18 protein-coding genes are annotated in these 17,101 nt (G+C 33.8%); 2 read left to right on the top strand and 16 right to left on the bottom strand.

Features of this window, described 5'->3' with window-relative positions:
- Positions 1–48 precede the first annotated feature (48 nt).
- The 11 genes from G314FT_RS04180 to G314FT_RS04130 all read right to left on the bottom strand — a co-directional run bounded on the left by G314FT_RS04180 (position 49) and on the right by G314FT_RS04130 (position 7,485).
- On the bottom strand, positions 49–1,233 hold the full coding sequence (locus G314FT_RS04180; protein ID WP_257702188.1) for an acetate/propionate family kinase: 1,185 nt from the start codon (positions 1,231–1,233) through the stop codon (positions 49–51).
- A 14-nt stretch (positions 1,234–1,247) separates the two neighbouring features.
- Entirely contained in the window at positions 1,248–2,261 is a 1,014-nt protein-coding gene (locus G314FT_RS04175; RefSeq protein ID WP_423837523.1) for a class I SAM-dependent methyltransferase, read from the bottom strand.
- A gap of 124 nt (positions 2,262–2,385) precedes the next feature.
- Positions 2,386–2,715 (bottom strand): hypothetical protein, encoded by a 330-nt coding sequence (locus G314FT_RS04170; RefSeq protein WP_257702187.1) that lies wholly within the window; start codon positions 2,713–2,715, stop codon positions 2,386–2,388.
- Positions 2,693–3,055 (bottom strand): ComGF family competence protein, encoded by a 363-nt coding sequence (locus G314FT_RS04165; RefSeq protein WP_257702186.1) that lies wholly within the window; start codon positions 3,053–3,055, stop codon positions 2,693–2,695. The genes G314FT_RS04170 and G314FT_RS04165 overlap by 23 nt, the downstream gene beginning before the upstream one ends.
- 44 nt (positions 3,056–3,099) lie before the next feature.
- On the bottom strand, positions 3,100–3,408 hold the full coding sequence (locus G314FT_RS04160) for a type IV pilus modification PilV family protein (protein ID WP_257702185.1): 309 nt from the start codon (positions 3,406–3,408) through the stop codon (positions 3,100–3,102).
- Complete coding sequence (locus G314FT_RS04155) at positions 3,392–3,835, bottom strand: type II secretion system protein (RefSeq protein WP_257702184.1); 444 nt, start codon at positions 3,833–3,835, stop codon at positions 3,392–3,394. The genes G314FT_RS04160 and G314FT_RS04155 overlap by 17 nt, the downstream gene beginning before the upstream one ends.
- Positions 3,828–4,073: a competence type IV pilus major pilin ComGC gene (gene comGC / locus G314FT_RS04150; protein ID WP_257702502.1), complete on the bottom strand. Its 246-nt coding sequence runs from the start codon at positions 4,071–4,073 to the stop codon at positions 3,828–3,830. Before comGC ends, G314FT_RS04155 begins: the two co-directional genes overlap by 8 nt.
- A gap of 50 nt (positions 4,074–4,123) precedes the next feature.
- The gene (comGB, locus tag G314FT_RS04145) at positions 4,124–5,206 is read right to left on the bottom strand and encodes a competence type IV pilus assembly protein ComGB (RefSeq protein WP_257702183.1); all 1,083 of its coding nucleotides are present in this window, start codon (positions 5,204–5,206) and stop codon (positions 4,124–4,126) included.
- Positions 5,127–6,077, bottom strand: coding sequence for a competence type IV pilus ATPase ComGA (gene comGA / locus G314FT_RS04140; RefSeq protein WP_257702182.1), 951 nt, complete (start codon positions 6,075–6,077; stop codon positions 5,127–5,129). The genes comGB and comGA overlap by 80 nt, the downstream gene beginning before the upstream one ends.
- A 107-nt stretch (positions 6,078–6,184) precedes the next feature.
- Positions 6,185–6,907: a YebC/PmpR family DNA-binding transcriptional regulator gene (locus tag G314FT_RS04135; RefSeq protein WP_257702181.1), complete on the bottom strand. Its 723-nt coding sequence runs from the start codon at positions 6,905–6,907 to the stop codon at positions 6,185–6,187.
- 74 nt (positions 6,908–6,981) lie between these two features.
- Positions 6,982–7,485, bottom strand: coding sequence for a VanZ family protein (locus tag G314FT_RS04130; protein ID WP_257702180.1), 504 nt, complete (start codon positions 7,483–7,485; stop codon positions 6,982–6,984).
- Positions 7,486–7,581: 96 nt separating this feature from the next.
- On the opposite strand from G314FT_RS04130, the gene G314FT_RS04125 reads away from it, so the two are divergent.
- Positions 7,582–9,396, top strand: coding sequence for a M3 family oligoendopeptidase (locus G314FT_RS04125; RefSeq protein WP_257702179.1), 1,815 nt, complete (start codon positions 7,582–7,584; stop codon positions 9,394–9,396).
- A gap of 45 nt (positions 9,397–9,441) precedes the next feature.
- Here G314FT_RS04125 and G314FT_RS04120 read toward each other — a convergent pair whose 3' ends face one another.
- The 4 genes from G314FT_RS04120 to G314FT_RS04105 all read right to left on the bottom strand — a co-directional run bounded on the left by G314FT_RS04120 (position 9,442) and on the right by G314FT_RS04105 (position 11,820).
- Positions 9,442–9,954: a QueT transporter family protein gene (locus tag G314FT_RS04120; protein ID WP_257702178.1), complete on the bottom strand. Its 513-nt coding sequence runs from the start codon at positions 9,952–9,954 to the stop codon at positions 9,442–9,444.
- 135 nt (positions 9,955–10,089) lie between these two features.
- Complete coding sequence (locus G314FT_RS04115) at positions 10,090–10,839, bottom strand: 3-oxoacyl-ACP reductase (protein WP_257702177.1); 750 nt, start codon at positions 10,837–10,839, stop codon at positions 10,090–10,092.
- Complete coding sequence (locus G314FT_RS04110) at positions 10,839–11,060, bottom strand: DUF2829 domain-containing protein (protein WP_257702176.1); 222 nt, start codon at positions 11,058–11,060, stop codon at positions 10,839–10,841. Before G314FT_RS04110 ends, G314FT_RS04115 begins: the two co-directional genes overlap by 1 nt.
- A gap of 10 nt (positions 11,061–11,070) precedes the next feature.
- Positions 11,071–11,820: a hypothetical protein gene (locus G314FT_RS04105; protein WP_257702175.1), complete on the bottom strand. Its 750-nt coding sequence runs from the start codon at positions 11,818–11,820 to the stop codon at positions 11,071–11,073.
- Positions 11,821–12,017: 197 nt separating this feature from the next.
- Between G314FT_RS04105 and G314FT_RS04100 the strand changes: the two genes are divergently transcribed.
- A complete protein-coding gene (locus G314FT_RS04100; RefSeq protein WP_257700363.1) occupies positions 12,018–13,301 on the top strand; it encodes an ISL3 family transposase in 1,284 nt (427 codons plus the stop codon).
- Between the two features lie 127 nt (positions 13,302–13,428).
- Here the strand turns inward: G314FT_RS04100 and rpoC are convergent, their stop codons facing one another.
- Complete coding sequence (gene rpoC / locus G314FT_RS04095) at positions 13,429–17,079, bottom strand: DNA-directed RNA polymerase subunit beta' (RefSeq protein WP_257702174.1); 3,651 nt, start codon at positions 17,077–17,079, stop codon at positions 13,429–13,431.
- Between the last annotated feature and the right edge of the window lie 22 nt (positions 17,080–17,101).

Below are 17,101 nucleotides of genomic sequence, written 5' to 3'. Positions count from 1 at the left end.
AGCTAGGACCCTAAAGTAAGTGATCCCAGCTTTTTATTAATTTATAAATTATTTTTTTAACGCTTCAACGTCTCTTGCAATCATTAATTCTTCATCCGTTGGAATTAATAATACTTTAACTTTAGAATCATCTGTCGAAATAACACGTTCTTCCCCACGAATATTATTTTTCTCAGCATCGATTTCACAGCCGAAAACACTTAAGCCGTCAATAATATTTTTACGAATTTCGATAGCATTTTCACCAATACCTGCTGTAAAGACAATAGCGTCAACACCGTTCATTGTTGCGACATAGCTACCAATGTATTTACGGATACGGTCTTCAAAGATTTCAATTGCTACTTTAGCAGCTTCTGTATCAGCGTTTTCTAAGTCACGCATGTCACTTGAAATACCTGATAAACCTAGTAAACCTGATTTTTTGTTTAAAATATCAACCATTTCTTTAATATCAGTAATTTCTAATTTACCCATTAAATATTGTAATAATGACGCATCAATATCACCTGAACGAGTTCCCATAGTAACACCAGCTAATGGTGTGAATCCCATTGATGTATCAATTGATTTTCCACCATCAACAGCTGTGATTGACGCCCCATTACCTAAGTGACAAGTGATGATTTTTAATTCTTCAATTGGTTTACCTAACATGTCAGCAGCACGTTCTGATACATAACGATGACTTGTTCCGTGTGCCCCATATTTTCTTGCGCCATATTTTTCATAGTATTCTGTTGGAATGCTATATAAATAGTTTACTTTAGGCATTGTTGTATGGAATGATGTATCGAATACTCCAACATTTAATGTATTTGGCAATAATTTTTGGAATACGCGGATAACTTTCGCTTCTGCTGGGTTATGTAATGGCGCAAATTCTGCTAAATCATCAACTAAAGCAAGTGCTTCATCATCGATAATAGCTGATTCTTTGAAATGTTCTCCACCAGCTACAATACGGTGACCAGCTCCTGTGATTTCTTCAAAAGATTCAATAATATTTAATGCAGTTAATTGTTCTAATAACATATTAATAGCAATTTCATGATCCTCAATATCTTTAATCACTTCATATTTTTTATCTTCACCATATTTAATCGTAAAAATTGAATCATTTAATCCAATTCTTTCCACAATTCCTTTAGCGATAACTGTTTCTTCTGGCATTGTATATAATTGCCATTTTAAGCTTGAACTTCCAGCATTAATTGCGATTGTTTTTGACATGTTTATTTTCTCCTCTAATTTATATTCGATTCGCACCATTGACGAAACTGATTGACAAAATTTAATACACTTTTATTTTCCTTTAAAGATGGTAACTCTGCTAGTAATACCTCTTGGGCTTGCTTAGCTTTATTTCCTTTGTTTTGGACAAGTACAATCGATTTTCCTAAACTTTTTTGACTAAAAAGAGTTTTTGGTAACTGTAATATACCTTGCAGATAAACTTCTTCAACTAACCACTTTTTAAGAGAATCAGCTTGTTCTGTTTCTAGAAAATTATTTGGCACTAAGAATAAGCCAAAGCCTTCCTCTTTCACATACTTCATACTCTGTTCCATTAATAAATGATGTGCATAACTGTGTTCAGTAGCGAAAGATGTCATGAAGTCTTTTGATACATCATCTTTTGGGTAATACCCAATCGGTAAATCAGCAACTGCTACATCTAATGGTTCCATAAGCAATGGTTCTAAAGAATCTTGATGAAATAACTCTGCTTTTAATCCTAACCAATTTTTATTCACAGCAGCTACTTCTAATAATAACTCATCGATATCAACACCAATTCCTTTAATATTAGTATAACCGGCTACGCTTAAATTGCTTAAAATTGTATAAAGTAGATTACCCATACCAACAGACAAGTCCCCAACAACCATATCGTCTTGCTTATCTTTCATCAATTGTTCAATCATATAAACAAATAAAAAGCCAATACCATCTGGTGTTAGTTGATGATTTGCTTGAAGTGGTTCCACTTTTAATCCACTAAGTAATGTTAACTGAGTGATTTTTCTCTTTTCTTCAGTTGACAACGTCATGCCTAATAACTCTTGATAATACGCTTCAAGCTGTTTAACTGCTACTTGATTTGGAACATTATCAATAACACGAACGCTACCACCATCCAATAAATTCTCTCCGTTTTCGACATAAGCATCAAAAAAAGATGTATCCAGTTCTTGCTGAAGCAATTTCACAGATTCATGCATATTTTTAAAGCCTATCTCCACATTCGTTTGAGACAATTGTGTCACCTCTTCCTTGTCTTAATTCACAAATCTCTTACTTTCCTATTCTATCGAAAGCACTTGGATATTTCAAGGTATTAAAACTGAAAATGATAGGGTTTTTTTGAAGTTTTGATAGCCTTTACTTAATCTTTACAAAAACCTGTCGTTTAAAACCTGTATTTAAATCAATAAAAATAGTAACATACGTACCATACTTACTTTTTTCAAGTTTCACTGTTCCAATATTATAATCAATTATTTTTGATGTATTATCTTCCATTTCTAAAGCGTAATTTCGACATTTTTCTTCTAGAATATCTGCTAAATAAGCATCTGTTGCTTGTTTTATAACAAATTGTTTATGTTGATAATCATCGATAAAATATAATGTCGTTATTGTAAATAATAAAAGGACTGCTAAAAAAGGAAGAGCAATACTTCCTTCTTTATTTTTTAAGAAAGTAAACATACCGCTCCCCCTGTAATGTCACTAGTGTCATCTCAATTAATGAATCAAGTTCGACAAATGTTGCTGATCTCAAACCAACTATAATAGGCTGAAATCCTGGTTTTTTTCGTAACTTGTCCTCATACATATCAAAAATAATCCGCTCATCTGCTTTTCCGTCCACTGCTTTTTTATAAACTAATTCAGTTGGTTTTACTTCTAGCAACGTCAAAGACTCAATTTCATGTTCTAACTGCCTTTTACCAATATGTATTTCTAAATATGAAGCATTTTCTTGATACGTCCATAATTGATTTATTTGTTTAATAAACGGCGTTAAAAACAATAACAAACCCGTCATAAGACTTAATGCTATTAAACACTCTAACAAAGTAAAGCCATTATTTAATTCACATCTAAAATCATTATCTCTAAAGTTGTTCCTTCTTTTTCTATAATAAAAGTGTCCTCACTACTTTCTATTAATTGAATCTTTTGTTTAACTGCTTTTTCTTTTAATCCTTGTTCATCAATCTTAGTTTCTATATATTCCCATTCTTTAGCAAAAATAGCTAACTCTAAATATAATTGATTTTGATTTTCTTGTTGCCTTACAAATAATATTATTTGTAGCATAAACAAAATACCAACTGTTAATATAAACAAAGCTAACAAACTCTCAAATAATAAAAAGCCATCATTGCCTTTCCACATATTTAAACACCTTACTACTTCCTAATTGAACAATATAGTCAATTTTTGTTTGTGTTGATTGATCAAAGAAAGTGAACGTTTCCAATTTACTAGGACTTGCTGTTCCTGCTTGTAGTTCAAGGGAGCTCTCTCTCATAATGAGTAATGGTTCCTCTATGTAAAGAAACTCTTCCTTCTTTTGGCCTTTTAATGTGTAATTAAATATGATTCTTTGTGAATCTTTATCCGCAAATATTTTACTACTTTCCTTTTCTATCACTGCACTATGTTGACTTTTTTCATATAATCTTTCAAACATTATTAATTGTGACGTAATAGTCTTCTGTTCTTTCCACTTTTCTATTTTGATAATTGGCAGTAATCCAAAAATACTGATAATAAGTAACACACATAGGCATTCCCATAAAGTAAACCCGTCATTACTCAACTTTAATGCCTATTTTTTCTGCCTTATCTTTTTGTTCTTTCGAAATATACCCGCCTTGTACTAACTCATCTAAATCTTTTGGTCTTTCATTATTATCTAAATAATACATTTCTGTTTGCGTCTGAATAACTTTACTTAAGGCATCATCACCTTGTTTATTAATACTCGCTTGTTGTTTAGAAAGATTTGGTACAAACAAAATAATTAATACAGCAATAACTAGCAATACAATCAACATTTCAAGTAAGGTAAAACCATCATTCTTCTTTTTTAATTTCTGTAATAGTTTCAATAAAAATCCCCCATTCCATTATATATTGGCAATAATAATGAGCCATAAACAGACACAATTAATATCGCAATGATTAAAAAGGTTATTGGCTGAAGCAAGTGAATCTTTTTCTCACATTCTGTCATAAAATTTTCCCACTCTCGTTCGCCAAAAATGATTAACTCTTGTCCAAGTCTCCCATGAATTTCACCTTGTCTAATAATCCACGTCAATTCTGGTTTCAAAAAACGCCATTGACTAATTGGCTCATCAATAAAAATACCTTGTTCTAATTTTATTTTTATTTCTTTTGACATCTCTTGCATTAATTGTGAATACCCTTTTTGTTGCATAATCAATACAACCTCTTTAAATTCCATTCCTTGTGATAATAAGTTCCCCCATTCTGTTGCAAACAATGATGTATAGTAACTGGTTAAAAGTTTTCCAATAACAGGTAATCGAGCATAAAGCATCAGTTTATTTATTTGCGAGTGTCGATTTAACTGATTGACTACTAAATACCCAGATAATACCAAAGTACTAATGAAAAATAGGCCATATTTCAATCCCTTATCAATCAAACTAAACATGGATGGTGCTGCAGGGTCTTGCGATAATTCTGAAAGCTGCGGTAGTATTACCCACTTCATTCCAACAATCATCCCTACTAAAAAGATTAATAACAAAATAGGATAGCTTAATACCTTTATCATTTCTTTTCGCTGTTTTTGTCGTTCTTTCATTTGCGAAGACATTCTCTTTAACGTTCCAACTAAATCCCCATGAACTTCTGAGAATTTAATTGGCGCTAACTGCTCTTTTGAAAAACCAACTCCCAGTAAACACTTCGCTAAAGACTCACCTTTTAGTAGTTTTCTTTCAATATAAGTCAATTGTTTTTCTTGTTTGAAAGAAATAGTCTTCATGAATTGAATACTTTGTTCCAAACTAAACCCATTTTCTAACAAATTACCTAATAGATAGATAAACTCATATTTTTCTTGATGATTATACGGTTTAATTTTTATAGATTTGATAAGTTTTTTGTGTGATTTTCTTTTCATAATAGGCTTTTTGTAAACTTTTTTCCCACTCATCTTCTCCTTCTTTATAAAATATGTCATATAACACTCCATAATTTTTTCCAGATGTTAACGGCAACATCTCTTGATAGAAAATTCCTTGTACACTTTGATTCATCTCTTCTCTAGGAATCCCTAATTCGATTAATCTTTCCTCAACTCCTTTCCTATTTTTAGCATGGATAGTTGAAAAGACTAAATGTCCCGTTAAAGCTGCTCTCATAGCCATTTGTGCTGTTTCTGTATCTCTTATTTCTCCTATCATCAAGCAATCTGGTCGATGTCGTAAACATACCTTAATCAGTTCCTGATAAGTTAAACCGATTTTTTCATTGACTTGAAATTGAAGACAATCTGTATCCTCTATTTCCACTGGATCCTCTATCGTGATAATATGCTTTTTTTCCTGATGAATTAAATATTGCATCAGTAAATGCATCGTAGTTGATTTTCCCGAACCTGTAGGACCAGAAAATAAGAATAAGCCATTGCGTGTAATTTGTTTTTTTATTTTTTCAATTTGATTATTATCAACAAACTGAAGACTTTTGCTCGACATCGGGTATAAAAAACGAATCACAAGTGTTTCACGATTCAAGAAATCACCTACAACAGATAATCGAATCCGAAAGGTTTCTTTTTTAACTTTAATAGTCGTTCCACCCATCTGAACTTTACGCTTTTCGGCAATATCCATCCCTGCAAGGTATTTAAAATATAAAATTAATTGTTCAGCTGTTTTATAGGATAATAAATCATAACTTGTCATATCATGATGCTTCCGAAATGACACGTCATACATTGATGAAGATTTAGGGAGAATATACAAATCACTCACTTGGTTTTTATAACCAACTTCTAATAATTTTTTAGCTAGTTTTTTCATATTTTTTTCCTTTCTCATCTTTAATATTTGCTTTTTTTAAAAAATATTCTTAAAAAAGCAAAAAAAAAAACAACCAGAATTTTTTCTGGTTGTTTTTTGCTTTATTGCTACATGTCTGCAGATGTGAATACCTCTGAAACATCATCATCATCTTCTAAAATATCAACAATCTTCTCTAATTTTTCTTTATCTGATTCACTCAATGTAACAAGTGTCTGTGGCACCATAGTTAATTCTGCTTGTGCCAACGTATACTCTTTTTCTAACTCATCTCGTACTGCTGTGAATGCACTTGGATCAGTATAAATTTCAAATACTTCCTCTGATGCTTCTATATCATCACCACCAGCTTCTAGCACACTTAGCATCATCGTGTCTTCATCTACATCCAGTCCTTCTCTTTCAATCACAATGTAGCCTTTTCGATCAAACATATAAGAGACCGAACCAGATTCACCCAGAGAACCACCATTTTTATTAAATGCAACACGTACGTTAGTTGAAGTTCGGTTACGATTATCTGTTAAAGCATGAACTAAAATTGCCACACCTGCTGGTCCATATCCTTCATAAACAACTTCATCATAGTTTTCACCTTCACCAGCACTCGTTGCTTTTTTTATTGCACGTTGAATATTATCATTTGGCATATTCGCTGTTCTTGCTTTATCTAACACTAATCTTAGCGAAGGGTTAGAAGACGGGTCAGAACCACCACTTTTTGCTGCCATATAGATTTCACGCGATAATTTTTGGAACACTTTACCACGTTTAGCATCTTGTGCCCCTTTTCTATTCTTAATGTTATTCCATTTTGAATGTCCTGCCATTTCAATTCCCCTCTTTCTAAAATAATATCAAACATATAATGTCATTTTATCATAAATTGATTAAAAAAGAGACCTCACCTTGACTTTTTGCGACCAAATTCAAGATAAATTACTAACATCACACATGCTGTTAACGCCCCAATGCTATCAAGCATCACATCTTGAAATAACGGCGTTCTATCACCCGTTATCATCTGATGAAACTCATCCATTGCCGCATAACCTGTCGCACTAAACCAAGCAAAAAATAAACTAAATAGCGATTGCTTTAATTTTGAATGCAATATTAAAAATAAACTTCCACCTAAGATAAAAAAGGTAAAAAAATGAGCTGCTTTTCGAATAAAAAATTCCACAAATTTAAAATATCCCATTGCTTGAATACTGACCTCATTTCCTCCATAATGAAACACAACATTTTGTAATTTCGAAGCAAAAGGCTCACTAGCTAGCCACTTTTGAAGAAGTGGGACAGAACTTTGCTCTGTGTATGTTTTTGATGAGCTGTAAAATAAAATAACCATAATCACAATTGAGATTACTATGTAAACTTTCGATTGACTTAATTTACTTTTCATAATGAACTTCTCCAATCTTAAACTTTTTTCCTTTTTTATCATTGTTTTTTAATAGTATAGGGTATAATATAACCATAATGAAAGGAGTCAGATAATATGACATATTCAATAACATGGGATTTAGATTCAATTTTTAACGGAGGCATTGACTCAAAAGAGTTAGAACAACGCCTTTTATTACTAGATGATGAGATTACAGAGTACCAATCACTCGTAACAGATTGGAATCCAGAAACAGATACGCCAGAATTTAAAGCATTCGAAGCTATTATGACAGTTCAAGAAAAAATATCTAAAGGATTTGGCCAAACAATCAGTTTTGTTAATGCCATTCAATCAGCAGATGTTAACAATAAAAAAGCAGGCAGTGTTTTAGCTGGCTTGTTTACAAAACACACTGGGTTTAAAAATGCCAATGTTCTTTTTAATAAAAAATTAACTAACCTGTCAACTGATACTTGGCAAGCTTTACTTGCTTCAGATTTTGCTCAAAAACAAGGTGTGGCTTTTAATTTAACAGAAGCACGTGAACAAAGCAAACGCCTTTTAAGTGAAAAAGAAGAATCAGTCATCAACCAATTATCAACAGATGGCTTTAATGCATGGAGTGCTCACTACGACACAATTGTAGCAAACATTCAATTTCCATTTGAAGAAGATGGAAAAACAACATATCTTTCAGCAGGGCAAGCCTTTAACCGTATGATGGGTGACGCTGATACAGATGTTAGACAGCGTTTATTTGATACGTGGGAAAAAACGTGGGCAAATTATGCACCACTGTTCTCTGATACGTTGAACCATTTGGATGGTTTCCGTTTAACAAACAACAAATTACATGGCATCACTGATCATTTAGAGATTCCTTTAGAATACAACCGTATGAAAAAAGAAACATTGGACGCTATGTGGGGAACCATTGCTGCAAACAAACAACCATTCGTTGATTTTTTAACTCGTAAAGCACAATTATTCGGTAAAGAAAAAATGGATTGGCAAGATCAAGATGCACCTGTTATTTTAGGTGAATTTGAAGAAAAACGCTATACATTCAATGAAGCAGCTGATTTCATTGTTGAAAACTTCAATAAATTTAGTCCTAAGATGGCTGATTTTGCTAAAATGGCCTTTGAAAAAAGCTGGATTGAAGCAGAAGATAGACCAGGTAAACGTCCAGGTGGTTATTGTACTGGATTGCCAGAAAATGAAGAATCTCGTATCTTCATGACATACGGTGAATCAATCAACGAAGTCTCTACATTAGCTCATGAATTAGGACATGCTTTCCATTCACACGTGATGTGGGATTTACCATCAGTTAGTCAAGATTACGCAATGAACGTAGCAGAAACTGCTAGTACATTTGCCGAACTGATTGTAGCAGATGCAACACTTAAACAAGCAAAATCAACTGAAGAAAAAATCAATTTACTTGATATTAAAATGCAAAATGCAACAGCCATGTTTATGAACATTCACGCACGTTTCATTTTTGAAAATAATTTCTATACTGAACGCAAAGAAAAAGTCCTAACAGATACTGAAATCACTGATTTAATGGTAGCTGCTCAAAAAGAAAGCTACTGTGATTCATTGAATTCTTATCATCCACATTTCTGGGCAAGTAAACTGCACTTCTATATTGATGATGTGCCATTTTACAACTTCCCATACACATTTGGTTACCTGTTCAGCTTAGGTATTTATGCCTTCGCTCAAAAACAAGGAACATCATTTGAAGATGACTATATCGCTTTATTACGTGATACAGCGTCAATGACAACTGAAGAGTTAGCTAAAAAACATTTAAATGTCGACTTAACATCAAGTGAATTCTGGCAAGCTGGAATTGATATGATGATTCAAGATGTGAACACATTCTTAGAATTAACAGAAGACTACGTTAAATAATTTAAAAACCTCTATGATTGATATTGCTCAATCATAGAGGTTTGTTTATTTAGTAAAATCAATTTTTTTACTCATCCAGTATATCATAACCCCACCAACTGTCATCGAAAATAGTTCGCCTAAGCCAACAATCAACCAGTTATAGAAAAATGGTAAGCCATATAGTATTGTGAGTTGTCCCGCAACAGTAAACATAGATATCGCAAACGTAATAGCTGTTATGACCATTTTTATTTTCATATTCTTAACATGTTTAGTGATAGCATAATTTATCACCAATACTAAAAACGTGCTAATACTTCCAACTAATACATCGATAATTCCTAATGGTGAAAAAGCATTGGCTATTGCCACACCTAATGTCACAGCAACTATGTAGCGTTTGTTATAGAGCGACAAGTAATTAAACATCTCAGATAATCTTAACTGAATTGCGCCAAAACTAATGACCGATAACACTAACGTCACTGCAACATACAATCCTGCCACAATGGCCATCTTTGCTGTGTCTTGTGTTGTCCAAGATATTACAGCAGATTGTTCTTTTTTATTTTCCATTTACATTTCTCCTTTACAAGGGATTACCTTGCTAATAACTACAACCAAAGGATGTGAGAAAAATTTCCCAGCGAAGTGTTATAGTGCGAAAACTCGCTAAATAATAGGATACACTTTTTTTACAAAAAAACAACCCTATTTTGTCATCCATCCACCATCTATTGGTACTATACTTCCTTGTATGTAAGATGAAGCTTGACTTGCTAAAAATAGTGTCAATTGTGCTACTTCTTCAGGTGAAGCCCAGCGTTTACAAGGTGTTTCATCTGCTACCCATTTAGCCATCTGACCATCACCCGAAAAATCAGCCGCGTTCATTGACGTTTTAATGGCACCAGGAGCAATGCCAACCACATGAATCCCTTGATTAGCATAATCTAAGGCTAATTGTTTCGTAAACCCGACAATCGCATGTTTTGACATAGTGTAACTAATACCACCGCCACCACCAATTAAACCAGCGATAGAGGCCATATTGATAATCGTGCCACTTTTTTGTTTTAGCATAATTGGTAAAATTAACTTAGTTAACCGAAAATAACTTTTCACGTTGGTTTCATAAATATCATCCCATAACTCTTCAGACGTTTCGACTAGTGGTTTAAATTCATCTAACTTACCAGCAGTATTTAATAATATATCTATTTTATTATACTTGGCTAAGCACTCACTAACTGCTTGTTCCAAATCTTCTATATTGGTGACATCACCTCTAAAAAAAGTAAATCGACCAGAAAAACCACTGTCAGCTTCTGCTTTATCAAATCCGAATACGTAAGCTCCTTGATCTAAAAATAAATGAGCTTGCTCTTTTCCTATGCCTGATGCAACACCTGTAACAAAGACTACTTTGCCTTTAAATTCTGTATAAGTAATACTACTCATTATTCTACTATCTCCCAATCATCTGCCAAAATGTCGCACACTGTTGGAGCAAAACTGGAAAATCCTTCATCGCTTGTTTTAATTAAAAAATAATCAGTTACAGGGCAATTATCATAGTTTTCTCCTGATACAAGTGTGACATATAACTCAAAACCACCCCAGCCTGTTCTAATCACTTTTTTTCCTGCTTTTAATTCTGGTAATATTTTTTCAAATGTCATAATGTTCTCCTTATTTATTTACTATTGATAGAATACGTTGTAATTCATTTATCGCATCAGTATCTTCAGAATAATGAAATTCTTTTACATTAATTTGACTACGTGGGATAGTCCCGTCATCATTCATTTCATTAAATCCAGTTGATAAAGATGAGTCACTATTCAACTCATAAATCATGCCATTGTCACATAAAATGTACTTAATAATTGGTTTAGTAATATCAGCTACTTCACTAAATCCCGCTGCAAATGAACTTTGTTGTCGCTCATTGGTTGCGCCAAGTGTTCCCTTTGAAGAATAGTAAAAAGTCACACCACCTACTACATGTAATGGAAAATAATCGTATCCTGGATTATTTAAATCTTGTACCATTGCTAATCTATCGGGCGTTACAGCAAACCAATCTCCTCGACCTGCTGCCCCGTGATCAAAAAATTCAGACGTTACAGCCATACCTCCAATTTTAGCTCGGTCACTCGCCCAATTTAAAAATTGCTGATTAATTTCCTGAATGATATTATTTTGATAATAATTTTCTTTAGATAATGTTGTAACACCAGAATGTTGTTCTACTTTTTCTTCTAAAATAGATGATGAATCCACTATTTTGTCTATTGTTGAACTATTTTTGGTACTTGATTGACTACTGATTTGTGTACTTGAGCTTGTATCACTGACTTTTGTGTTAGCTGTTTTCTCTTGCTTGCCACAACCAACCAGTGTCATTGATAAAAATATAATCAATACCCCTTTTTTCATCATACTCGCCTCATTTTTTATTTTGATAGAATCAGTTTAACACGAAATGATAACCGACTCGATAAAAAGGCTGTATAATTTTTGATGTGGATGAAGAAATTCATCTGCATCTATTTTTTTACATAAAAAAAAGAAACATACGAATTTTCCAGGTAAAATTAAAGTGACCAAACCAAATTTTAGAAAGGAAGATTCATATGTCTCACAACCATTGTATCCGAGTGTCGCTGGATTTGAAAGACACAAACATTTATTTTGATTCTATTTTTTGTGAAGAAAAAATGATAAAAGGAGTTAGAAGTAAAATCTATAGCGGAACACTTACTTATAAGCCTTTGGCTTGTCCTTGTTGTGGAATTAAGAATGAAAACTATTCTATTGTAAAAAATGGTTTTATTTCTTCTCGAATAAAATGGCTAAGTGTTGCCCATTATCCAACCTATCTATCACTAAAGAAACAACGGTTCCTTTGTCGTAAATGTCACACCTCTTTTATAGCTGAATCTTTAGAAATTGATAAGCACTGCTTTATTGCTAACAGAGTGAAACAGTCTATTGGCATGGAGTTATCCGATGCTATCTCATTGAAAGACTTATCTAAAAGACATTTTGTATCAACTACTACAATCAGTAGAATTCTTAATTTATTTGGGAAAGAACTGTCAAATAAATTTACGGACTTGCCTCAACACCTATGTTTTGATGAGTTTACATCTGTAAAAAACAATCAAGGTAAGTACAGTTTTATCTACTCAGACTCCTTATCACATAAAATTATTGATATTTTACCAGATAATAAAAGGATTACGTTAGAAAAACACTTTTCAAAATACCCTTTGAAAGTAAGAAATAAAGTCGCAACGATCGTTGTTGATATGAATGCTGGCTATTTTAAACTAGCTAATAAACTTTTTCCAAATGCTTCAGTGGTTATTGACCGATTTCACTTAGTTCAATTAATTAGTCGTTCATTAAATATTACAAGAATTAGAACAATGAATAAGTTTAAGACATCAAACCTTAATGATCTAAAGAATTATAGAAAACTAAAGAGATATTGGAAGCTATTTTTAAAAGACTCTAACGAATTAAATTATAAAGACTATCGTTATCAACGATTATTTAAAAATATCTTACCTGAAACAGATATTATGGATTATTTACTAAGCTTAAGCAAAGAACTATCTGAGACATACGGACTCTATCAAAACTTATTATATTGTAGTAAAAACAATGATTTTGAGGCTTTCTCAGATCTACTATTATTAAGTCATGAGTTAATCTCTGAACCAATGAAAACATCTATCAGAACACTAAAAAAACATCTTCCAAGAATTAATAATACTTTCAAGTTTCCATTTTCTAACGGACCATTAGAAGGGACCATCAATAAAATTAAGCTAATCAAACGAATAGCCTATGGCTATAGAAATTTCCAAAACTATAAATATAGAATTTTACTTAGTTTTCAAGGTAAATAAATAAGCAACGAAAACCTGTTGTCTTTCGTTGCTTAAATTCACTAAATTTTACTCATCCACATCATTTGACGGAGAGCCGATAAAAAAACTAGCACAAGTCTAATCTGACTCATGCTAGTAATACATTTTATTCTTGATTTTTTAACGCTTCTGCAGCAGCCATTTGTGCTTCAATATCACTGATACTATACACATTTTCACTTGCTACACCCACTTCTTTTGGTTCCATGTTACGGTATTTCGCCATACCAGTACCAGCTGGAATGATTTTACCAATGATAACATTTTCTTTCAATCCAAGTAAGTGGTCTTTTTTACCTCTAATTGCAGCATCAGTTAACACACGAGTTGTTTCCTGGAATGATGCAGCAGATAAGAAACTGTTTGTTTCAAGTGAGGCTTTAGTGATACCTAACAAGACTGGACGTCCAGTTGCAGGTGTTCCACCAGAAACAAGTGTATTGTAGTTACGGTCTTTAAATTCACTAATATCAACTAGTGTACCTGGTAAGATATCAGAATCACCTGGATCCATAACTCTTACTTTACGTAGCATTTGACGAACCATAACCTCAACGTGTTTATCTCCGATTTCTACCCCTTGCATACGGTAAACTTTTTGTACTTCTTTAAGTAGATAGTTTTCAACAGCTAATACATCTTTTACTGTTAATAATTGTTTTGGATCAATTGATCCTTCTGTTAATGGAGTACCACGGTCAATAATATCACCTTCAGCAACTTTCATACGAGAAGTGTAAGGAACAGAGTAAGATCTTGTATCTGTTTGACCTTTAACAACCACTTCTTTTGTACGATCTGCTTGGTCTTCTGTAATTTCAATAACTTCACCAGCTACTTCAGAAATAACAGCTTGTCCTTTAGGATTACGAGCTTCAAAAATCTCTTGGATACGAGGTAAACCTTGAGTAATATCGTCTCCGGCAACCCCACCCGTATGGAATGTACGCATGGTTAACTGAGTACCAGGTTCACCAATTGATTGGGCTGCAATTGTACCAACTGCTTCTCCAACTTCAACTTCAGAACCAGTCGCTAAGTTACGACCATAGCAATGTTTACATACGCCATGTTTTGTATTACATGTGAAGACTGAACGAATCGTAATTTGTTCAATACCTGCATCAACAATTTGTTTTGCAATATCTTCTGTAATGATTTCATTAGCGCCAACAATTACTTCTTTAGTCTCAGGATGAATTACTGATTTACGTGTGTAACGACCTAACATACGCTCTTCTAGTGTTTCAATGATTTCATTTCCTTCTTTCATCACTGAAATATCTAAACCACGGTCAGTTCCACAGTCAGTTTCACGAATAATAACATCTTGAGCCACGTCAACTAAACGACGAGTTAAGTAACCTGAATCGGCTGTCTTAAGGGCTGTATCGGTCATACCTTTACGAGCACCATGAGTCGAGATAAACATTTCTAAGACGGTTAATCCTTCACGGAAGTTAGATACGATAGGTAACTCCATGATACGACCATTAGGAGCAGCCATCAATCCACGCATACCGGCTAACTGAGTAAAGTTGGAGATATTACCACGGGCTCCAGAATCACTCATCATGAAGATTGGGTTACGTGCATCTAAACTTTCCATTAATTTTGCTTGAATAGCATCTTTTGTCGCGTTCCAAATACCAATTACTCGTTCATAACGCTCGTCATCTGTAATTAAACCACGACGGAATTGTTTTGTTACTTTTTCTACTTGATTATGTGCTTCTTCAATCATTGCTTGTTTTTCATGTAACACAACGATATCGGCAATCCCTACAGTCATACCTGCATAAGTAGAATGTTTGTAGCCTAAGTCTTTCATTCTATCTAACATTTTAGATGTTTCAGTAATTTTGAAACGTTTGAAGACTTCAGCGATAATATTACCAAGATTTTTCTTCTTGAATGGTCCAACTTCTGGTTGTTCTTTGATGAATGCAGGAATGTCTGCTCCGGCTTCAACAAAGTATTTATCAGGTGTTTGAACAGTCAAGTTATAATCAGTTGGTTCATTTAAGTAAGGGAATTCTGGTGGCATAATTTCATTAAAGATTGCTTTACCAACAGTTGTTGTTAAAATACGTTCACGTTGCCATTCTGTAAATGGTTTTTCAGGCATTGAGCTTGTTTGTAAACCAATACGAGTATGTAAGTGGACACAACCATTTCTCCATGCTAAAACAACTTCGTCTAAGTCACGGAAAATCATTCCTTCACCTATTTGTCCGGGTTCTTCCATAGTTAAATAGTAGTTACCAAGGACCATATCTTGAGATGGTGTAACAACTGGTTTACCATCTTTTGGATTAAGGATGTTTTGAGCAGCAAGCATTAACATACGCGCTTCTGCTTGAGCTTCTTCGTTTAATGGAACGTGAACCGCCATTTGGTCCCCATCGAAATCGGCATTATACGCCTCACATACTAATGGGTGAAGACGGATTGCGCGTCCTTCAACTAAAACTGGTTCAAACGCTTGGATACCAAGTCTATGTAGAGTAGGTGCTCGGTTAAGTAATACAGGATGTTCTTTAATCACATCTTCTAATACATCCCAAACAGCGTCTTCTTGACGTTCGATTTGGCGTTTTGCATTTTTAATGTTGCTTGCAATTTCACGCTTAACTAATTCATGCATCACAAATGGTTTGAATAATTCAATTGCCATTTCTTTTGGCAATCCACATTGGTACATTTTTAAGAAAGGTCCAACAACGATAACTGAACGACCTGAGTAGTCAACACGTTTACCTAATAAGTTTTGACGAAAACGGCCTTGTTTACCTTTCAACATATGAGATAACGATTTAAGTGGACGATTACCTGGTCCAGTTACTGGACGACCACGACGACCATTATCGATTAACGCATCTACCGCTTCTTGTAGCATACGTTTTTCGTTTTGAACGATAATTCCTGGTGCATTTAAGTCTAATAAACGTTTCAAACGATTATTACGGTTAATGACACGACGGTATAAGTCGTTCAAATCACTTGTCGCAAAACGTCCACCTTCTAATTGAACCATCGGACGTAAATCTGGCGGGATAATTGGTACAACGTCCATTACCATCCAGTCAGGATCATTTCCTGATGTACGGAATGCTTCTAAGATATCTAAACGACGAATAGCACGTGTTCTTTTTTGTCCAGACGCTTTTTTCAATTCTTCTTTTAATTCAGCGACTTCTTTTTCTAAATCAACTTGTTCTAATAAACGTTTGATTGCTTCAGCACCCATACCAGCTTTAAATGCTTGGCCATATTGCTGACGTTTTTCACGGTATTCACGTTCAGTTAGAAGTTGTTTTAATTCTAAGTTAGTGTCACCTGGATCAGTTACTACATAAGAAGCAAAATAAATGATTTCCTCTAATGCTCTAGGGCTCATATCTAGTACAAGACCCATACGACTAGGAATTCCTTTAAAATACCAAATATGTGTTACTGGAGCTGCAAGTTCGATATGACCCATACGTTCACGACGAACTTTAGAACGTGTTACCTCAACCCCACAGCGGTCACAAACAATCCCCTTATAACGGATACGTTTATATTTTCCACAGGCACATTCCCAGTCCTTAGTAGGACCGAAAATACGCTCGCAGAAAAGACCATCACGTTCTGGTTTTAAAGTACGGTAGTTTATTGTCTCTGGTTTTTTCACTTCACCATATGACCAGCTTCTAATTTTCTCAGAAGAAGCTAGTCCAATTTGCATACTTTCAAATTTATTTACATCGATCAAAAGATGTCCCTCCGTTTCTTTG

The organism is Vagococcus luciliae (assembly GCF_024637875.1).
GTDB classification, from domain to species: domain Bacteria; phylum Bacillota; class Bacilli; order Lactobacillales; family Vagococcaceae; genus Vagococcus; species Vagococcus luciliae.
This window is presented reverse-complemented; position numbering and strand designations above follow the sequence as displayed.